Raw genomic sequence first — 16,935 nt, forward strand, 5'->3', positions numbered from 1 at the left:
AGGAATAATTAAAGAATGAGCGATACATTAACGAAACCGGCAGCGCCGGCGATTGAGAAGGAACATTATTTTTCCTTATCCTTCGTATTGTCGAGAGTGCTGAATTCAGGCGTCATTATGAGTATCGAGAAAAACGACCACGAATTAAAAGGGCTGGAGAAGGCAATCGCGAAACTCACGAATACCCGATACGTTTCTTTGTTTAACAGCTTCACAGGTGCGGTTCACGGGGCATTGTGGGGACAGGACATCGTCTACGGCTCGACGGCGCGCATCGACAATGCGAGCGAGCAAGAGCGGAAATTCGCGAACTGGCTGGGCATCCAGCTCGTAACGAATCCCCAAACGGAAGCCGCTTATTCCGCGATAGCGGTAGACGGGCAAAACCTCCATCGGCTGGACCAAGCGGTACGGGACTCCGCCGGGCAGTCCCCCGTATTCGTCCTCGATTTCACGGGACTGGGCTTCGGCCCGGTCGCCGCGATCGCCTCGAACGACGAGCTGATCTGGAAGAAAGCGGAGCGGCTCAAAATATTCGGCGCCTTCGACCTGCAGACGATGTGGACGCAGGAGGAGAGCTCGCCGGAGCTCCAGCCAGCCGCTCAATTCAACTACAGGCTTAGCCCGCTCGTGGCGGCCTGCGTCAAGATATCGTTGTTAAGGAGGAAGCAATCCTCATGAAAACCGATTTTATTCGCAAACCGCTGCAGCTGCCTGACGAGGAGTGGATCAAATCTCCGCTTGCACTCGACGGGGGACCCTCGATTATTCCTGAAGACGTTCGCAAAACGAACTTCCCCATTATTACGAAAGAAGACGTCATTCAATTGTTCGTCTCGATCCAGCAGGACGGCGAAAGCGTCGTCGAGGAGTTTAAGGAAGCTTATCGCAATTATGTAGGCGCGAATTACGCGATTGCAACGTCAAGCGGCACGTCGAGCCTGCATCTTGCGCTCGTCGGAGTAGGCGTGCAGCCCGGCGACGAGGTCATCGTGCCTGCGTTCACGTTTATCGCGACCGCGCAGGCGGTCGTTGCCGCCAAAGCGATCCCGATTTTCGTCGATATCGATCCCGTCACCTATTGCCTGGATGCCACGAAGGTGGAGGAAGCGATTACGCATAAAACCAAAGCGATCATGCCGGTTCACGTGCACGGCTTGCCAGCCGACTTGTCTGCGCTGCGCCAGCTGGCAGACAAGCATGGTCTACGGCTGGTCGAAGACGCTTCGCATGCCCATTCCGCATCGATTGACGGGCAAGTGGCAGGGTCGATCGGAGACAGCGCGGGACAGAGCCTGATGGCCGACAAAAACTTCCCTGTTGGGGGCGAAGGCGGCATCGCGTTTTTCCGGGAAAAAGAGGATTATGAGCGCGCACTCGCATTTTTGGATGCGTCGGGCATCGATTATCGCATGTCGTGGATCGCTGCGGCTTTCGGCCTCAGCCAGCTTGATCGGCTGCCTTATTACGACGCGATTCGTGCGAGAAACGCGGCCTATTTGACCGATGCGCTCAAGGAGACGAAGCTGTTCAGCGGGCCTTTCGTTCCCGAAGGGTACAAGCATAGCTACAATATGTACCGGGTTAAGCTGCATCCTGAACGTCTGGGGCTTGGGGATCTGGACGATTACCGGGTGAAGCATGCGGTCGAGCAGCTGATTCATGCCGAAGGCGTCTTTGCAAGGGAATGGCAGAACGTGCCGATCCCCGGCCATCTTCCGTTCAAGAACAGGAGGGGCTTCGGCAACGGCTACCCGTTCTCGTTATCGGATCGCGAGGATTTCGGCTACGATTTGAACCGATTCCCTGTAACGCTGAACATGCTGCGCAGCACACTCACGATCTGCAGAGAGCTCCGAACGCCGATCGAGTACGAACGCATTCAGGCTTACGCCTTGGCATTCAAGAAAGTCGATGCGAACCCGCATAAGATACGCGAGCTTGTTGAACAAGGCGGCGATGTGAAGATCGTGTACGAAAGAGACGCGCGGCTAGGATGAGCGGCGAGTCGCGATTGAAGCGGGTAGCCATTCTCGGCGGCAGCGGGTTCACTGGCGCCGAGCTGTACAGGCTGCTTCGGAAGCATCCCGGATTCGACGTAACGTTTATTTCCTCCGAGTCGAATGCCGGGCTTCCGGTCGACAAGTATTATGCCGCATCGGTCCATAAGAAGAAGATTAGCTCGCTTAAGTTCAGCCGCGCCTCCGAGCTGGAGGGGCATTATGACGCCGTATTCTCATGCTTGCCTACTGGCGAATTGCCGAAGCTTATCGCGAAGGTTACCGAGCATGCGGACTATGTGTTTAATGTGAGCGGCGATTATCGCATCTCCGACACCGCACTCTTGCAGCGGCATTATCCGGAGACGCTGAAGCATGCGTTTGAAGGCGGGTGGCATTATTTTGTGCCCGAATTCAGTGAAATCGACCGAACGAAGAAGGTTATTAATTTGCCGGGATGTATGGCGGTGGCGACGCTTTATACGTTATTTCCGCTAGTGGCGCATGACTTGATCGAGGAGCGTGTCGTGACGGATGCCAAGACGGGTTCGAGCGGAGGCGGCAAGTCGACGAGCGAGCATCATGCCGAGCGCACGAGTAACTTCAGAGCGTTCAAAGTGCACGGCCATCGGCATAAGCCGGAAATCGAACAGGCGTTGTTTGACCCGTTCGGCCGTACGGTCGATCTGCAATTTTCGGTATATAGCCTTGATTTGCCGAGGGGGATTATGGCGACCTCCTATGCTTTGCTCAAGGAAGGCGTTACCGCCGTTGATGTGAGAAAAGCGTTTTACAGCACCTATGCTGATAAACCGTTTGTCCATTACCTCTCGGCTGGCAACGGAACTCCCATGATCAAGACGGTGAACGGCACGAATTTTGCAGAGGTCGGGGCATATGTGGAAGGTCGAAATTGCGTTTCCTTGGCGACGATCGATAACCTGCTCAAGGGAGCGGCGGGGCAAGCCGTTCAGGCGGCCAATCTGTATTTTGGGTTCCCGGAGGAAGAAGGATTGCCCCAAGAAGGCGAAGGAGCGTGGCCATAATGAGCAGCGGCAGCCTATATGTCATCAAGCTTGGCAGCAGCACCATCGTGAATCATCCCCGCATTTTCGAGGAGATTGCCCGCATCTCGCGCAGAGGGAACCAAGTGCTGCTGGTTGCCGGCGGAGCGGAGGCAATACGCCAGAAGTATGAAGCGCTATCGCGGCCGATGCCGTTCTTGACGCTGCCGTCCGGCGATGACGTGCGCTATTGCTCCCCGGAGGAGATGCCTTATATTCGAGACGCTTACCATGCATACATTTTGGCTCCGATCCGGGAGCAGCTGAAAGCGCAAGGGCTAAGCGTATTCGCGCAGTTAGGCGGCGACAACGGTCTTGTGCGCGGGCGAAAGGCGAAGCCGATCAAAGCGATCCAAGGCCAGAAAACCGTCATCGTAAGGGATTCGTTATTCGGCCAATACACGGGCAGCCACACGGAATTCCTCCATGCCGCTCTATCGGCTTTCGATGTCGTATGCTTGTCGCCTCCCATCTGGGATTCCGAGATCGACTCTTACATCAATATCGATGCGGACGTTCTTGCCGCCGAGCTTGCTGTCGAGCTCGAAGCGCATCATCTTCGTTTCGTGACCGGCACGGCGGGCTTGCTGCAGGATGTCGGAGATGCGGGCTCGACGATTCCGGATGTGTACGAGGACGAGGAGCTGGCATCCGTCCAAGGGCGAATGAAGCAGAAAGTAAGGGCGGCTCGTCTGGCGGTTAGCCGGGGAGTTTGCGATGTCAATATTTCCGGTCCTCACTCGGTGGAGGAAGGAGGCCGGACATGGTTCTGGCAAGGCGAACGCGGGGCACCCAGCTTCGAACTGCTGAACAAAACAATCCGAATTCCGTCCGTTTCCGAAGACGAGCATGAGCTGGCTCGGTTTCTGCTTGAAGAAGTGCAAGACCCGTCGATAACGGGACAGATCGACGAGGTAGGCAATATCGTGTTCCGCAAGGGCAATGGTCCCCATACGCTCCTGCTTCTCGGTCATATCGACACGGTGCCGCATGTGTGGCCTGTTCGAGCCGACGCAGACGGGGTGACCGGAAGAGGCGTCGTGGACGCCAAAGGCAGCTTCGTCAACTTCGTCCATACGCTGCTGGAAGCAGAGGTGCCCGAGAATGGCTCGCTGCTAGTGATTGGCGCTGTGGAAGAGGAAATTTCGTCTTCGAAAGGCGCTTTTTACATTCGGGACCATTACCGGGCGGACGCAGTCGTCATCGGCGAACCGAGCGGCGAAGATAGCTTGACGTTAGGATATTACGGACTGTTCAAGCTGCGGATTTCCATTCGGAGAGCGCAGGAGCATACGGCGGCGAAGGATAGCGTGAGCGCCATCGATGAGCTGTATCAGGTTGCAGCTCATATTCGCGGCATCGTTCAGGAGCTCGATCAGCAGAGCTTGTCCTCCTTGATCGATATCGAGCATCTGAACGAGCGTGGTTTTATTACGGCAACCGCGATCCTGAATTTCAGAATATCGCCGGAAGCGGGCAACGACTATAGGGACAAGGTCGAGCTGTCCTTCGGGGAAGGGGTGACGGTCGAGGTGCTTCGCTCGACGCCGGGCTTTGCCAATTCGCGTTCGGATACGCTGGTGAAATCGTTCGTGCGAAGCTTCGCCAAGCATGGAAAGTCGATTCGCTATTTGAAGAAGCGGGGAACGAGCGATATGAACACGCTGGCGACGACGTGGACTTCCGTTCCGATGGTGGCATACGGGCCGGGCGATTCTAGCCTGGACCATACGAACGACGAATATTTGCGCTATGAGGAAGTCGAATCTTCGCGAGCCATTCTGAGAGAGGCGGTTAATGAATGGTTCCGGTTAAACGGAGGATTACATGGAGCAATCGATATCGGCATACAAGGTACAGGAGCTTCCGCCCCCGTCGTTAGCCGATAGGGCAAAAGAAGCTAGAAAGCTGATCATCGACATGGCGGCCACCCCAACCGGCTGCCACATCGGGGGCAGCTTATCGGTTATCGACCTGTTGATCGCCGCTTATGCGAAGTATGGGCATGACACGCATTCCTCGATCATTTTGAGTAAAGGACATGCGGCGGCGGGCTTGTATGCGGCTTTATACGTATACGGAATCTTGCCCTCTAATCCGGCGGAAAGCTATGGGAAGCAAGGCTCGCTTTATACAGGGCACCCGAACCACAAGCTTCCCGGCATCCCTTTTGCAACCGGCAGCTTGGGCCATGGCGTCGCCTATGCGGCGGGTTGGGCTTTAGCGCAAAAGCTGCGAGGCACGGAAGGCCTCGGCATCGCGATCGGAGGAGACGGGGAGCTGCAGGAAGGGCTCATTTGGGAGACGGCTCAAATCGTGCAAGCCCAGTCGCTGTCGAACTTCATCTATATCGTGGACTGCAATGGCGGTCAAAATGATGGCTATGTCGATGACATTTCGCCAATCCGCAACCTAAAGGAGCGGTTCGAGGCATTCGGGTTCGCTGTCCGGGAAATCGACGGTCACCAGCATGACGCTATATTCGATGCGATAACGCCGGATGGCGAGAAGCCGATCGCCATTCTTGCTCGAACGATCAAAGGCAAGGGCGTTGCCGCATTAGAGGGCAATCCGGATGCCCATTACGCTAAAATTCCGGCCAATCTGGCGAAAAGATGGAAGGTGAGCCTATCATGACGACGGCGACGCTATCGGGAAGGGATGCCTATAAGGACGAGCTCGCCAAGCTCGCGGAAACCGAAGAACGAATCGTTTGCCTAGAGGCGGATTTGGGCGGCAAAAACCATCCGTTCCAGACCCGGCATCCGGAGCGGTTCTTGAACCTTGGCATCGCGGAGTTAGCCGGCGTCGATATCGCGGCAGGACTCGCCGAAGCGGGATACGTGCCCTTTATCTCGACGTTCGCCGCTTTCGCGGCACTGCGAGCTGCGGAAAGCGTGAAATTATCGCTAGGCTATATGGGGAAAAACGTGAAGCTCGTTGCTCCGTACGGCGGCGTGTCAGGCGGATGGTTCGGCACGACCCATCATGCGCTGGAGGATATCGCGGTGATCCAGTCTTTTCAAAATATTCGCATCGCGTGCCCGCACGGAGAAGAAGAGACGCGGAGGGTGATCCGCGAAGCGGCGGCATCAACGGAGCCGTACTACATTCGCCTATCCCGCAATGATGCGTTCGAAAGCTTAGCCCGAGCCTCGGCATCCTCATGCAGAGAGCTTCTGGTAGAAAGGGGGGCGGTTCATGGCCGAGCCAAGCTTTGCCTCCTGTCCGTCGGGGAGCAAGCGACCGAGCTGTGCAAAGCGCTAACCGAGCAATTCGAATCGGTTGTGCACGCCCATGCTTGTTATGTCGACAGCCAAAGCTTGAAAGCATATGTGGAGCCGCTTCAGTCATTAGCCGATCGGTTCCTCGTCGTCGAGGAGCATCGGGCAACCGGCGGCACCGCGTCTTATCTGGCGTTGATAATGCCGGAGCATCCGGTTTATTCGCATAATTGCGGGGAGCAGTGGCCGATGTATGGCGGCTCGCATGCGGAGGTGCTTGCCGATCTAGGCTTCGGCTTAGAGCCGCTGCGTCAGCAAATTCAATCGCTGCTAGGAGGGTCGGATGATATTTAGCGTGCTAAGAGCGAGCAGGTTTCGGAATTATTTCATCGCGGATATCGTATCCGGCTTCGGCGTAGGGATGAGCACGATCGGCGCCAACTGGTATCTGATGGACCAGACGGGATCGATTACTTCCGTAGGGCTCATGCTCTCGCTTAACGTGATCGCAGGCTTCCTCGTATCTGCATTCGCCGGGACGTTCGTTGACAAATGGAATCGGAAGTCGATCCTTCTGTGGGCGAATGTTGTAAGAGCCGCAGCGCTGCTGCTCATCACAGGCGCCTTCTTCGGGACCGGCTTCCATGTTGAATACTTGTATGCGTTCGCCGCGGTCAACGGCATGGGCTGGGCGCTCTATATGAGCGCTTCGCGAAGCCTTGTGCAAGAGCTGTTGACCGAGAAGGAGCTGATACACGGCAATTCCTTGATCGAAATCAGCTTGCAGGTCGGCATGTTCATGGCTGGAGGCTTATCCGGGGTTCTGTACAAATATATCGGCTTCGAGGCGATCTTGCTCCTGAACGCAGCCGCTTTTCTCATCAGCAGCCTCTTCCTCAGTCGAATTTCGTATTCGGCTCTGCCGGTCGAGCATGACGAGACGTCGTTCTTCGACTCCTTCAAGGCGGGCATTCATTATTTGGCGGAAAGACCTTCTCTATTCATTCTGGGCGTCGTATCTATTATCCCGCTGGTGACGACGATGGTATTCAACGTCGTGCTGCCGGGTTACGTCAGTACATCGGTAGGCGGGGATTCCATCGTGTTCGGTTTGTCGGATATGAGCTATGGCATCGGGGGGCTCCTGTCCGGTTTCTTGGCCGCTCCGCTTGCGAGAAAGCTGTCGCAGCACGGAACGATTCTGCTTATCTTCCTCGTATCCGTTGTAAATCTCGTGGCAATCGCCTTTAATTCGACTGTGCTTTTGCTCTATATCGGCTGCGTCATCATCGGCTTGACGAACTCCTCTCTGCGCATCCTGATCACGACATCGCTGATGGCGTCGGTATCCAAATCGTATATGGGGCGCGCGACTTCAGTCTGGATGGGCATTTCTTTGCTGCTGCAGACCGTCTCTGCAACAGGGCTTGGCGTCGTCATCGACCGATTCTCGCCGGGGCTTGGATTCATTGTGATGGGTGGGTTGATGCTCGTCGGATTGATTGCTTATTACGTGCTGAACAGCAAGTCGAAGCTGCCGCAGAAACAAACGGTGGAAGTCGAGGCGTGAATGGAATGCTTACATGCACAATGCACAAATGCATATGTAAGCATCCACAAATGCAAAATCATGCTGCTGCGGTTGCAGCGCCCAACATAGCAAATTTTGTCCGAAAATTTCGTAAGGAGTGAGAACAATGCCAACGGTCAAAACGATTGCGTTTGTCGAGCCTAGCTTTTACGGCGTTAGCTTTGCTAGAGTCGCCTATGGACAAGGGCATCGCGTCATCGCGATTGTATCGTCTGAGGATAATCCGAAGAAATACGGGTACGAGGGCATCTATCATGATTTGATCGTAGCCGACATCCGAGACGAACAATCGCTATATCAGGCGATAACGGATTCGCCATACGCGGGCAAGCTGGACGCCCTCATTCCGGCAACCGATTACGCCTCCCACTTGACGGCGAAGGTCGCGGAGCGGCTTGGCCTGCGAGGCGTGCCATACGAAGCAGCGCTAAAATCGCGGAATAAAGATTTGGCGAGGGAGGCTTACGCTGAACACGGCGTTCCTAGCGCAGCGTTCCGTAAAGTAACAAGCTTTGATGAAGCTGCTGCGGCTGCCGCAGAAATCGGCTACCCCGTTGTGCTGAAGCCGACCAATTGCGCGAGCAGTCAGCATGTATTTTTTATCCATAATGAAGTGGAGCTGCGGAAGTCGTTTGAGGCGATCGTCGAGTTTAAAGTGACTTATATGGATTTCAAAGTCCGCGAGGACTACTTGATCGAACAATATTTGCAAGGACCGGAGTTCAGTGTGGAGCTGTTCCTGCAGCAAGGAGAAGCAATATTCGCTGCCGTGACAGAGAAGCTGACGACACCGTTGCCCTATTTCGTAGAAACGTTCCATACGCTGCCGTCTCCTTCTTATACCGAACGACAGGACGATATTATTCGGGTGGCAGTTGAAGCGCTTAAAGCGATTGGATTAACCGATGGACCGAGTCATGTAGAGGTGAAGCTAACCTCATCTGGGCCCCGTATCATCGAAGTAAACGGAAGACCGGGCGGGGACAACATCTCGTCGGACTTGCTCGTATTGGCCTTCGGCGTAGATGTATTCGAAGCGACAGTTAACTATTATCTCGATCAACCAGTTGCCATCGAGAAGAAGCATGATCGTGCGGCCTCGATTGCTTACGTGACCGCCGAGCGCGATGGCGTGCTCGAGCGACTTGAAGGAATCGACGATGTGCTCCAGCATCCGAAGGTTATTCGGAGCCATGTTTCGGCGGTGCCCGGCGATAACGTCGCGAAAGCAAAAAGCTCGGATGATCGGCTTGCGTACTTTATTGTCGCAGGCGATACACCGCAAGAAGCCAAGCAGCTGGCGCTTACGCTGCTCCAGCAAGTGAAGGTCGTTTATCGCAATCAAGAGGCCGTGATTGCATAGCATAATAGAGGCGGCCACAGCTATTTTGCGAATGAGGGGGAATGTTTACGAATGGGCATCGCAGTCATTTACGGAAGCGCTAGAAGAAACGGAAACTCGGACCAGCTTGCCAAACGGTTAACCGAAGGGTTTGATGCCGTCCATCTCTACCTGTCCGATTATACCATCGAGCCGATCAAGGATTACCGGCATTCCGAGAAAGAGCCCTACCCCGAGGATGATTACCACTCCGTCATTGAGCAGGTGTTGGCGCAGGATACGATTGTGTTCGCCACGCCAATTTACTGGTATGGGGCATCCGGGCTCACGAAAACGTTCATCGACCGATGGTCCCAATCGCTGCGAGAAGATAGGGAAGGATTCCTCGCGAAACTTTCAGGCAAATCGGCGTGGGTAATCGGCATCGGCGATGACGAGCCTCATCTGAAGGGCATACCGCTCATTTTGCAATTCCAATCGATTTTCGAATTTACGCGCACGAAGTTCGAAGGCTATATTCTGGGCAAAGCCAATCGGCCCGGCGATATTTTGGAAGACAAGGTTGCGTTGGCGACGGTGGAGGAAATACGGAACAAGTGGCGGGGGGTGTCGGGTTAGGCGCGAGCTGGAAGGATAGGAATGTGGAAGGGGACTGAAAGGTGACTGAAAGCTGCGGAGGCGATCCGCGGCTTTTTTCGTGTTCCAACTGGACGCACGCTCTCGCGCTAACGGACTGTAAAGCCGTTATTACGCTGAAAACAGCGAAGTTGATTCTGTAACGGACCTCCGAGGCGTTATTGGGTTAATATGGGCGCGAATGGGGTTATTTTGGTGCGAATAAAGGCTTTGGAGTCCGTTACAAATTCAAACCCTGTCTTTTTCGCCAAATAACGGCTCTCAGGTCCCTTAGCCGAGTTATTTAGTGAGTGATGCATTGAAGCAGACGTACCTGTATAGGGAAACGTCTTTTGTTGTTTTGCTAGGAATGAAAGTGGATCGAGAGCTGTGGAGTCGTGGTCGATCTATGCCATTTGTCCTTGTCTGCACACATTCACTAGAAAAACGAGGGAGAAATTCGTCTAAATTCGACAAAATGTGAATTCACGAGAGCGGATTGTTCCCTTATAATAGGCAATAGGAACCAAGATAGGAAGGAAGTACATCGGGCAATTTGTCGGGTGATAGACAGGAGTATTTTTACTTGCGGCAAGCTGTCCGTTATCGATTTTTAACCGTGTATTAACCTTGGATTACTGTAGTTAATTTGTTTATTAACGAGCATTGAACGGGTGATTTAAAGCATGCTTAAAGTACGTGAAAAAGGAGGAAGGCAAGTGAACGACTCAATAGGATCCGGTGCGATCGCAATCGTCGGTGTCAGCGCGTTGTTCCCTGGATCGACCGATAACAGGGGATTCTGGAACGACATCATGGCTGGTAACGATCTGATGACCGACATTCCTAGCTCGCATTGGCTCATCGAGGATTATTACGATCCTACGCCGATGACGCCGGACAAAACCTATGCCAAGCGAGGCGCTTTTCTGAAGCAGGTGCAATTCGATCCGAAGGAATTCTCGATGCCGCCAAGCAACATTCCTGCGACGGATACGAGTCAATTGCTCGGCCTGATGGTGGCGAAGAGCGTGCTGGAAGACGCGGCGCAAGGTCAATTCAGCTTGATCGACAAGGATCGGATCAGTGTCATTCTCGGGACAGCATCCGCCTCGGAGCTCACCGTGGAGCTTGGCAGCCGCATTCAGCGGCCGGTCTGGGTGAAGGTGCTTCGGGAGAGCGGACTGCCGGAGGATGAGGTGCAAGAAATTAGCGACCGCATTGCTGCCGAGTACGTGCCATGGAAGGAAAGTTCGTTCCCCGGCTTGCTAGGCAACGTTATTGCGGGAAGAATCGCCAACCATTTTAACCTCGGCGGTACGAACTGCATCGTGGATGCGGCATGCGCCAGCTCCTTAACGTCCATCTCGATGGGCGCGATGGAGCTGTTGGCTGGAAAGTCCGATCTTGTCATTACTGGCGGCGTAGATACGTTAAACGATATTTTCATGTTTATGTGCTTCAGCCAGACGCCAGCGCTATCCCCGACAGGCGACTGCCGTCCGTTCTCGGATCAGGCAGATGGAACGATGCTCGGCGAAGGGTTATGCATGTTTGCGCTACGGCGTCTGGAGGATGCAGAGCGAGACGGCGATCGGATCTACGCTGTGCTGAGAGGCTTCGGGACATCGTCCGACGGGAAGTCCAAAAGCGTGTACGCGCCTGTTTCCAAAGGGCAAGCAAAAGCGCTTCGGCGTGCATATGAGATGGCCGGGTATTCGCCTGCTACCGTAGAGCTTATGGAAGCGCACGGAACGGGGACGAAAGCGGGCGATGCGGCGGAATTTGCCGGGTTAGCTTCGGTATTTGATGACGGAACAAGAGCGGATCGGCAATGGTGCGCGCTCGGCTCCGTCAAATCCCAGATCGGACACACGAAGGGAACGGCGGGAGCGGCTGGCATGTTCAAGGCTGTCATGGCGCTTCGTCATAAGGCGCTGCCGCCCACGATTAAGGTCGATCGGCCCAATCCGAACTTGGATATTTCGAACAGCCCGTTTTATTTGAATACAAAAGCGCGGCCTTGGATCAGGGGGGCTTCACATCCGAGACGAGCATCCGTCAGCGCGTTCGGCTTCGGCGGCAGCAACTTTCACGTCACCTTAGAGGAATATAAGGGACCGGGCCGTCAGGCTTGGAAGCTGCGGACCATGCCGTCCGAGCTGCTCCTGTTCAGCGCGAACAATCCGGCGGATTTGCTAGCCCAGTGTGAAGAGCTGCTTGCCGGATTGACAGACGACGAAGGATTGCATGCTTATCTCGCTCGGCATACACAGTCGTATTATGATCCGAAGCAGCCGGCGAGGCTGGCGCTTGTAACCGCGGATCTGAGTGATCTAAGGATCAAACTGGAGAAGGCAATCGCAGCGCTTCGTCATCATCCAGAGCAACGGATCGATGATAATAGCGGGATTTATTATGCGAATGGCGCGATTCCAGGCAAAATAGCGATGCTGTTTCCCGGCCAAGGAAGCCAGTATCTGAACATGGGATCGGAGCTGCTATTGGCATTCGACGAAGCACGTGCGGTGTGGGATAGGGCGGCTGATGTGTCAATGGATGCAAGCAGCAGCCTGCATGAGATTGTCTACCCTCGGCCCGTGTTTACCAGCGAAGAGCTGGATACGCAGCGCAACCGATTGCAGGCAACTGAATGGGCGCAGCCAGCCATTGGCGCGATGAGCATGTCGGCGCTGCATGTGCTGCGCAAGGCTGGCGTTCAAGCAGAGCATTTTGCGGGTCATAGCTTCGGTGAGCTTTCCGCGTTGTGCGCAGCGGGTGTACTCAATGAGGCAGACATGCTGCAAGCGGCGAGAAAGCGCGGCGAGCTAATGGCTGCCGCCTCCGCAGCATCGGCAGGCAGCGGCGCGATGTGCGCGGTGTTCGCCTCAATAAGCCAGGTGCGCGCGATAGTAGAAGAGAGCGGACTAGCCGTGACCTGCGCAAACCATAACAGTCCAAGCCAAGTTGTCATCTCAGGGGAAGCGGAAGCCATTAGCCGCATGGAGGGAGCATTGTCTGCGCAAGGCATAAGCTGCCAACGGCTGCCTGTATCCACGGCCTTTCATTCGCCTCTCGTCGCTTCCTCTGTACCGGAGTTCCGTACGTATCTGGCGGACTGTTCCGTTGAAGCGGGGCGGGGTGTGGTGGTGTCGAACGCAGACGGCCAGCCGTTCCCTTCAACTCCGGACGGATTGCGAGATCAGCTGGCCGCTCAAATCGCGCAGCCTGTTCTGTTCGCAGAGACGGTTCAGGCGCTCTATGCGAGCGGCGTACGCACATTTATAGAGGTCGGACCGAGCGCCGTCCTGACTGGTCTTGTTGCGCAATGCCTTGCAGGCAAGGATATTGTGGCCGTCGGCACCGATCGCAAAGGGCAGCACGGCGTCCATTCGTTGTGGCACACGCTCGGTCGGCTGGCTTCTGCCGGCGTACCGATCGATCTCAGGTCGTTCTGGGAGGATTACAAGGAAGAGGGAGATCCTCGCAACAGTCATAAGCCAGCATTCACCATTCCGCTCAGCGGCGTCAATAACGGTCGGCCTTATCCGCCTAAGGGGGGAACGCCAGCGCTGCCGAAGCCAAATGAGGCTAAGGCGATGATTAACGCCGCACCAAGCTCAGGAACGGAGCTGCGGGCATCTGAGGCGGCTCTGCCGAACCTACAACAAGAGGCTGCAGCCCAGCGTCCGGCACTCGCCTATACAGCCGTCTCGCAAGTTGGCGCTGGAGCATCCGGCATGGATTTGGCAAGAGTTACTTATGCAGAACAACAGCAGGCTGCTTCGAATATAGCAATGTCTCGAATCAACGATATTCAGGGGGAAACTACGATGTCTAACTATTCGATTACGACCCAATCCGTTCTTCTTGGCGCGATCACAGAGATGCAGCGCCAGACGATGGAGGCGCATGCTGCCTACCAACGTGCCATGGCGGACAGCCACATCGCTTTCTTGCGCACGGCTGAAGTTTCGCTTGCCGGGCTAAGCGCCCTGGCAGCCGGAGGGCTCGGCGCTTTCGCCGCGATGCCTGAAATTGCAGCCTCTGCTGCTATTCCTGCGCCTGTGGCACCAGCAGCGCCGGCATACATGCCGCCAGCGCCAGTGGCTCCAGCAGCGCCGGCATACATGCCGCTAGCGCCAGTGGCACCAGCAGCGCCGGCGTACATACCGCCAGCGCCAGTGGCACCAGCAGCGCCGGCATACATGCCGCCAGCGCCAGCCGCTCCAGCAGCGCCAGCGTACATGCCGCCAGCGCCAGTGGCACCAGCAGCGCCGGCATACATGCCGCCAGCGCCAGCCGCTCCAGCAGCGCCGGCGTACATGCCGCCAGCGCCAGTGGCCCCAGCAGCGCCGGCGTACATAGCGCCCGCGCCAGCCGCTCCAGCAGCGCCAGCGTACATGCCGCCAGCGCCAGCCACGCCAGCAGCTGCTGAAGCAGCAGCACCCCCACCGTCTAGCGATGTGAGGTCGGTCATGCTCGAAGTGGTAGCGGAGAAGACGGGCTATCCGGTCGAAATGCTTGATTTTGATATCGAGCTTGAGTCGGGGCTTGGGATCGATTCGATCAAACGCGTCGAGATTTTATCCGCGGTGCAGGATCAGCTGCCGGAGCTGCCAGACGTGCAGCCGGGCGAGCTGGCTGCGCTTAATACGTTGGGCGAAATTGTTGATTATATGAACCAAGCGCTCGGTAAGGGCAAGGAGTTTGCAGGAAAAAAGTAGTTGCCCATGGTAGCAAAAGGCCTGCCGTTGTGCGTTACGGCGTGAAAGCTGCTCCCGCGCCAGCGGCAGGCTTGGCGATGCCGGGCCTGTGGGACGGCGCAGCTATTGAAATCATGGATGACGGGAACGGAATTGCAGAAGCGCTCGCAAAGCGCATGTTAGCAGCAGGAGCGCAGGCGAGAGTGGTAGCCTCTGTTTCCGATAAAGCAGATGCTGTCATCTGGCTGGATGCGCTAAAGACGATGGACACGGATGAAGAGGCATTATTGGCGAACCGCCGCGCCTTCGAGGCAGCGAAGACGGTTGCTGCAAAGTTTGCCCGGCAGGGCGGCGTTTTTGTCACGGTGCAGGATACTGGCGGCTCATTCGGCCTAACGAACTTGGCGTCACCCCGCAGTGTGTGGACAGCTGGCTTAACGGGGCTTGTGAAGACAGCGGCGCGTGAATGGCCGAAAGCCGCCGTCAAGGCGATCGATCTCAATCGTGAGGGGCTCACGGCAGAGGAATCATCTGAGCGGATTTTCCAGGAGCTGTTTGCCGGAGGGCCCGAATACGAGGTTGGTCTTCAGGCTGCTGGAACGCGAATAACGCCAATATTAGATCTGGAGTCAGCTGCGTCTGCTTCGGTCAGCGATGGAAGGGATGGCCAAGCACAGTCGGAAGAGCCTGCCGTCCTGCTCGTATCCGGAGGAGCAAGAGGCGTTACGGCTGCAGCGATAGCAGCGCTGGCGCGGACAGAACGGCAGCGCTTCATTTTGCTCGGCAGAACGCCGCTCGAAGAAGAGCCTGTCGTATGCAGGGGGATCTCTGATGACGCGGGAATGAAGCGCGCGCTGCTCGAACAGTCAAAGGCGGACGGCACAACCTTGCCATTGGCGGAGCTCGGCCGAAAAGTACAGCGTATTGTGATGAATCGCGAAATTGCCGATAATCTTCAGACGCTGAGAGCGCTTGGTTCGGAAGTCGTCTACGTGCCAGTCGACGTGCAAAACGCTGAGGCGCTGCGGGAAGCGCTGCTTCCGATCCGCGCGCAATGGGGGCCGATCACCGGCATCGTGCATGGCGCGGGGGTGTTGGCTGACAAAGCGATTGCGGACAAGACGCTGGACCAATTCGACTATGTATTCGATACGAAAGTAGGGGGCCTTCGCGCTTTGCTGTCCGTAACAGAAAGCGATCCGCTTTCGCTCATTTGCCTGTTCTCTTCGGTATCCGCCCGCAGCGGCAATGTTGGGCAAGCGGATTATGCAATGGCCAATGAGGTGCTGAATAAGTGCGCCCAATCCGAAGCGATCCGCCGCGGCTCAGGCTGCATCGTGAAGTCGATCAACTGGGGTCCGTGGGACGGCGGGATGGTCAGCCCGCTGTTGAAGAAGCATTTTGAACAGCGCGGCGTCAATCTGATTCCGCTGGAGGAAGGAACCGCTGCTTTCGTAGCGGAGGCGACGGACATGAACGGGCCTGTCGAGGTTGTCATCGGCGGCTGTTCGGAGGACAGGCCAACTCTGATCGAAGGCGCGTCAGAGAGAAGCTGGCATGCGGAATTGTTTCTGCCCGAGCCCTCGCATGCGCCTTGGCTGAACGATCATCGGATCGGCGGCAATCCCGTCGTACCGGCTGTGATGGCACTGGATTGGTTTGTACGCGCTGCATCGGCAGCCTATCCGCATCTTACGGTGAAGCAGTGCTCGAACTTGTCGGTCAAAAAAGGAATTGTAGCTGCAGCAAATGACGGTAAACGCATTCGGCTGACCTTGGCATGCTTCGACCGAACGGACGGTCTTGCGCATGCTCGGCTGAGCTTCGAGCTCAGGGGAGAGGAAGGACTCATTCACTATACAGCTGACGTCGAAATGGGTATCGTGCATGATACTGAGCAGGGGGATGCGCCTATGTTTGAAGCAGCTGGCGGTGAAGCATGGCGTTGGCAATTGGCTGACATCTATGATGGCAGCAAGCTTTTCCATGGATCAGCCTTCCGGGTCATTCGTGAGCTGACGCTGGCAGGCCATGAGGGCGCAGAAGCGATATTCAAGCATGACGAGGCGACGGCATGGTCGCATCAAGAAGGGCAAATCGATCCGGCGATGCTCGATGGCGGCTTGCAGCTCGCACGGCTGTGGGGAATCCGAATGTTTGGCGAAACGACCCTACCGACCACGATCGGATCGTATGCAGCTTACCGAAGCATGCCCGAGCATGAATCGATCGTCTGTCGGATTCGGAGCGAGCGTCGCGGTAGGTACAAGACGGTTTCGCAGTTGGCTTGGTTGAACGAACAAGGCGAAGTGCTCGCAGAGCTTCGAAACGTCGAGATGCATATCGTTGCCGGCCAATAGCAAAGCAAAGAAAGCACATGAGTGAGAGGAAGG

General features: G+C 55.9%; 11 protein-coding genes. All 11 read left to right on the plus strand.

Annotated features, from left to right (window positions below):
- Window positions 1-15: 15 nt before the first annotated feature.
- The 11 genes from PAECUDRAFT_RS19875 (at window position 16) to PAECUDRAFT_RS24935 (ending at window position 16,902) form a co-directional block, all read left to right on the plus strand.
- Window positions 16-681 carry a hypothetical protein gene (locus PAECUDRAFT_RS19875; protein WP_006039937.1) on the plus strand — a complete coding sequence of 222 codons (666 nt, stop codon included), beginning with the start codon at window positions 16-18 and terminating at the stop codon, window positions 679-681.
- Window positions 678-2,000 (plus strand): DegT/DnrJ/EryC1/StrS aminotransferase family protein, encoded by a 1,323-nt coding sequence (locus tag PAECUDRAFT_RS19880; RefSeq protein WP_006039938.1) that lies wholly within the window; start codon window positions 678-680, stop codon window positions 1,998-2,000. The genes PAECUDRAFT_RS19875 and PAECUDRAFT_RS19880 overlap by 4 nt, the downstream gene beginning before the upstream one ends.
- The gene (gene argC, locus PAECUDRAFT_RS19885) at window positions 1,997-3,046 is read left to right on the plus strand and encodes an N-acetyl-gamma-glutamyl-phosphate reductase (protein WP_006039939.1); all 1,050 of its coding nucleotides are present in this window, start codon (window positions 1,997-1,999) and stop codon (window positions 3,044-3,046) included. The genes PAECUDRAFT_RS19880 and argC overlap by 4 nt, the downstream gene beginning before the upstream one ends.
- Window positions 3,046-4,953: a M20/M25/M40 family metallo-hydrolase gene (locus PAECUDRAFT_RS19890; protein WP_006039940.1), complete on the plus strand. Its 1,908-nt coding sequence runs from the start codon at window positions 3,046-3,048 to the stop codon at window positions 4,951-4,953. Before argC ends, PAECUDRAFT_RS19890 begins: the two co-directional genes overlap by 1 nt.
- Complete coding sequence (locus PAECUDRAFT_RS19895; protein ID WP_006039941.1) at window positions 4,892-5,701, plus strand: 1-deoxy-D-xylulose-5-phosphate synthase N-terminal domain-containing protein; 810 nt, start codon at window positions 4,892-4,894, stop codon at window positions 5,699-5,701. The genes PAECUDRAFT_RS19890 and PAECUDRAFT_RS19895 overlap by 62 nt, the downstream gene beginning before the upstream one ends.
- Window positions 5,698-6,642, plus strand: coding sequence for a transketolase family protein (locus PAECUDRAFT_RS19900; protein ID WP_006039942.1), 945 nt, complete (start codon window positions 5,698-5,700; stop codon window positions 6,640-6,642). The genes PAECUDRAFT_RS19895 and PAECUDRAFT_RS19900 overlap by 4 nt, the downstream gene beginning before the upstream one ends.
- Entirely contained in the window at window positions 6,632-7,858 is a 1,227-nt protein-coding gene (locus PAECUDRAFT_RS19905) for an MFS transporter (protein WP_006039943.1), read from the plus strand. Before PAECUDRAFT_RS19900 ends, PAECUDRAFT_RS19905 begins: the two co-directional genes overlap by 11 nt.
- Before the next feature lie 127 nt (window positions 7,859-7,985).
- A complete protein-coding gene (locus PAECUDRAFT_RS19910; protein WP_006039944.1) occupies window positions 7,986-9,242 on the plus strand; it encodes an ATP-grasp domain-containing protein in 1,257 nt (418 codons plus the stop codon).
- A gap of 51 nt (window positions 9,243-9,293) precedes the next feature.
- A complete protein-coding gene (locus PAECUDRAFT_RS19915; protein WP_006039945.1) occupies window positions 9,294-9,839 on the plus strand; it encodes a flavodoxin family protein in 546 nt (181 codons plus the stop codon).
- Between the two features lie 716 nt (window positions 9,840-10,555).
- Complete coding sequence (locus PAECUDRAFT_RS24930) at window positions 10,556-14,563, plus strand: type I polyketide synthase (RefSeq protein ID WP_006039946.1); 4,008 nt, start codon at window positions 10,556-10,558, stop codon at window positions 14,561-14,563.
- Window positions 14,564-14,592: 29 nt separating this feature from the next.
- Window positions 14,593-16,902: an SDR family oxidoreductase gene (locus tag PAECUDRAFT_RS24935; RefSeq protein WP_006039947.1), complete on the plus strand. Its 2,310-nt coding sequence runs from the start codon at window positions 14,593-14,595 to the stop codon at window positions 16,900-16,902.
- Window positions 16,903-16,935 lie beyond the last annotated feature (33 nt).

The organism is Paenibacillus curdlanolyticus YK9 (genome assembly GCF_000179615.1).
Taxonomy (GTDB): domain Bacteria; phylum Bacillota; class Bacilli; order Paenibacillales; family Paenibacillaceae; genus Paenibacillus_T; species Paenibacillus_T curdlanolyticus.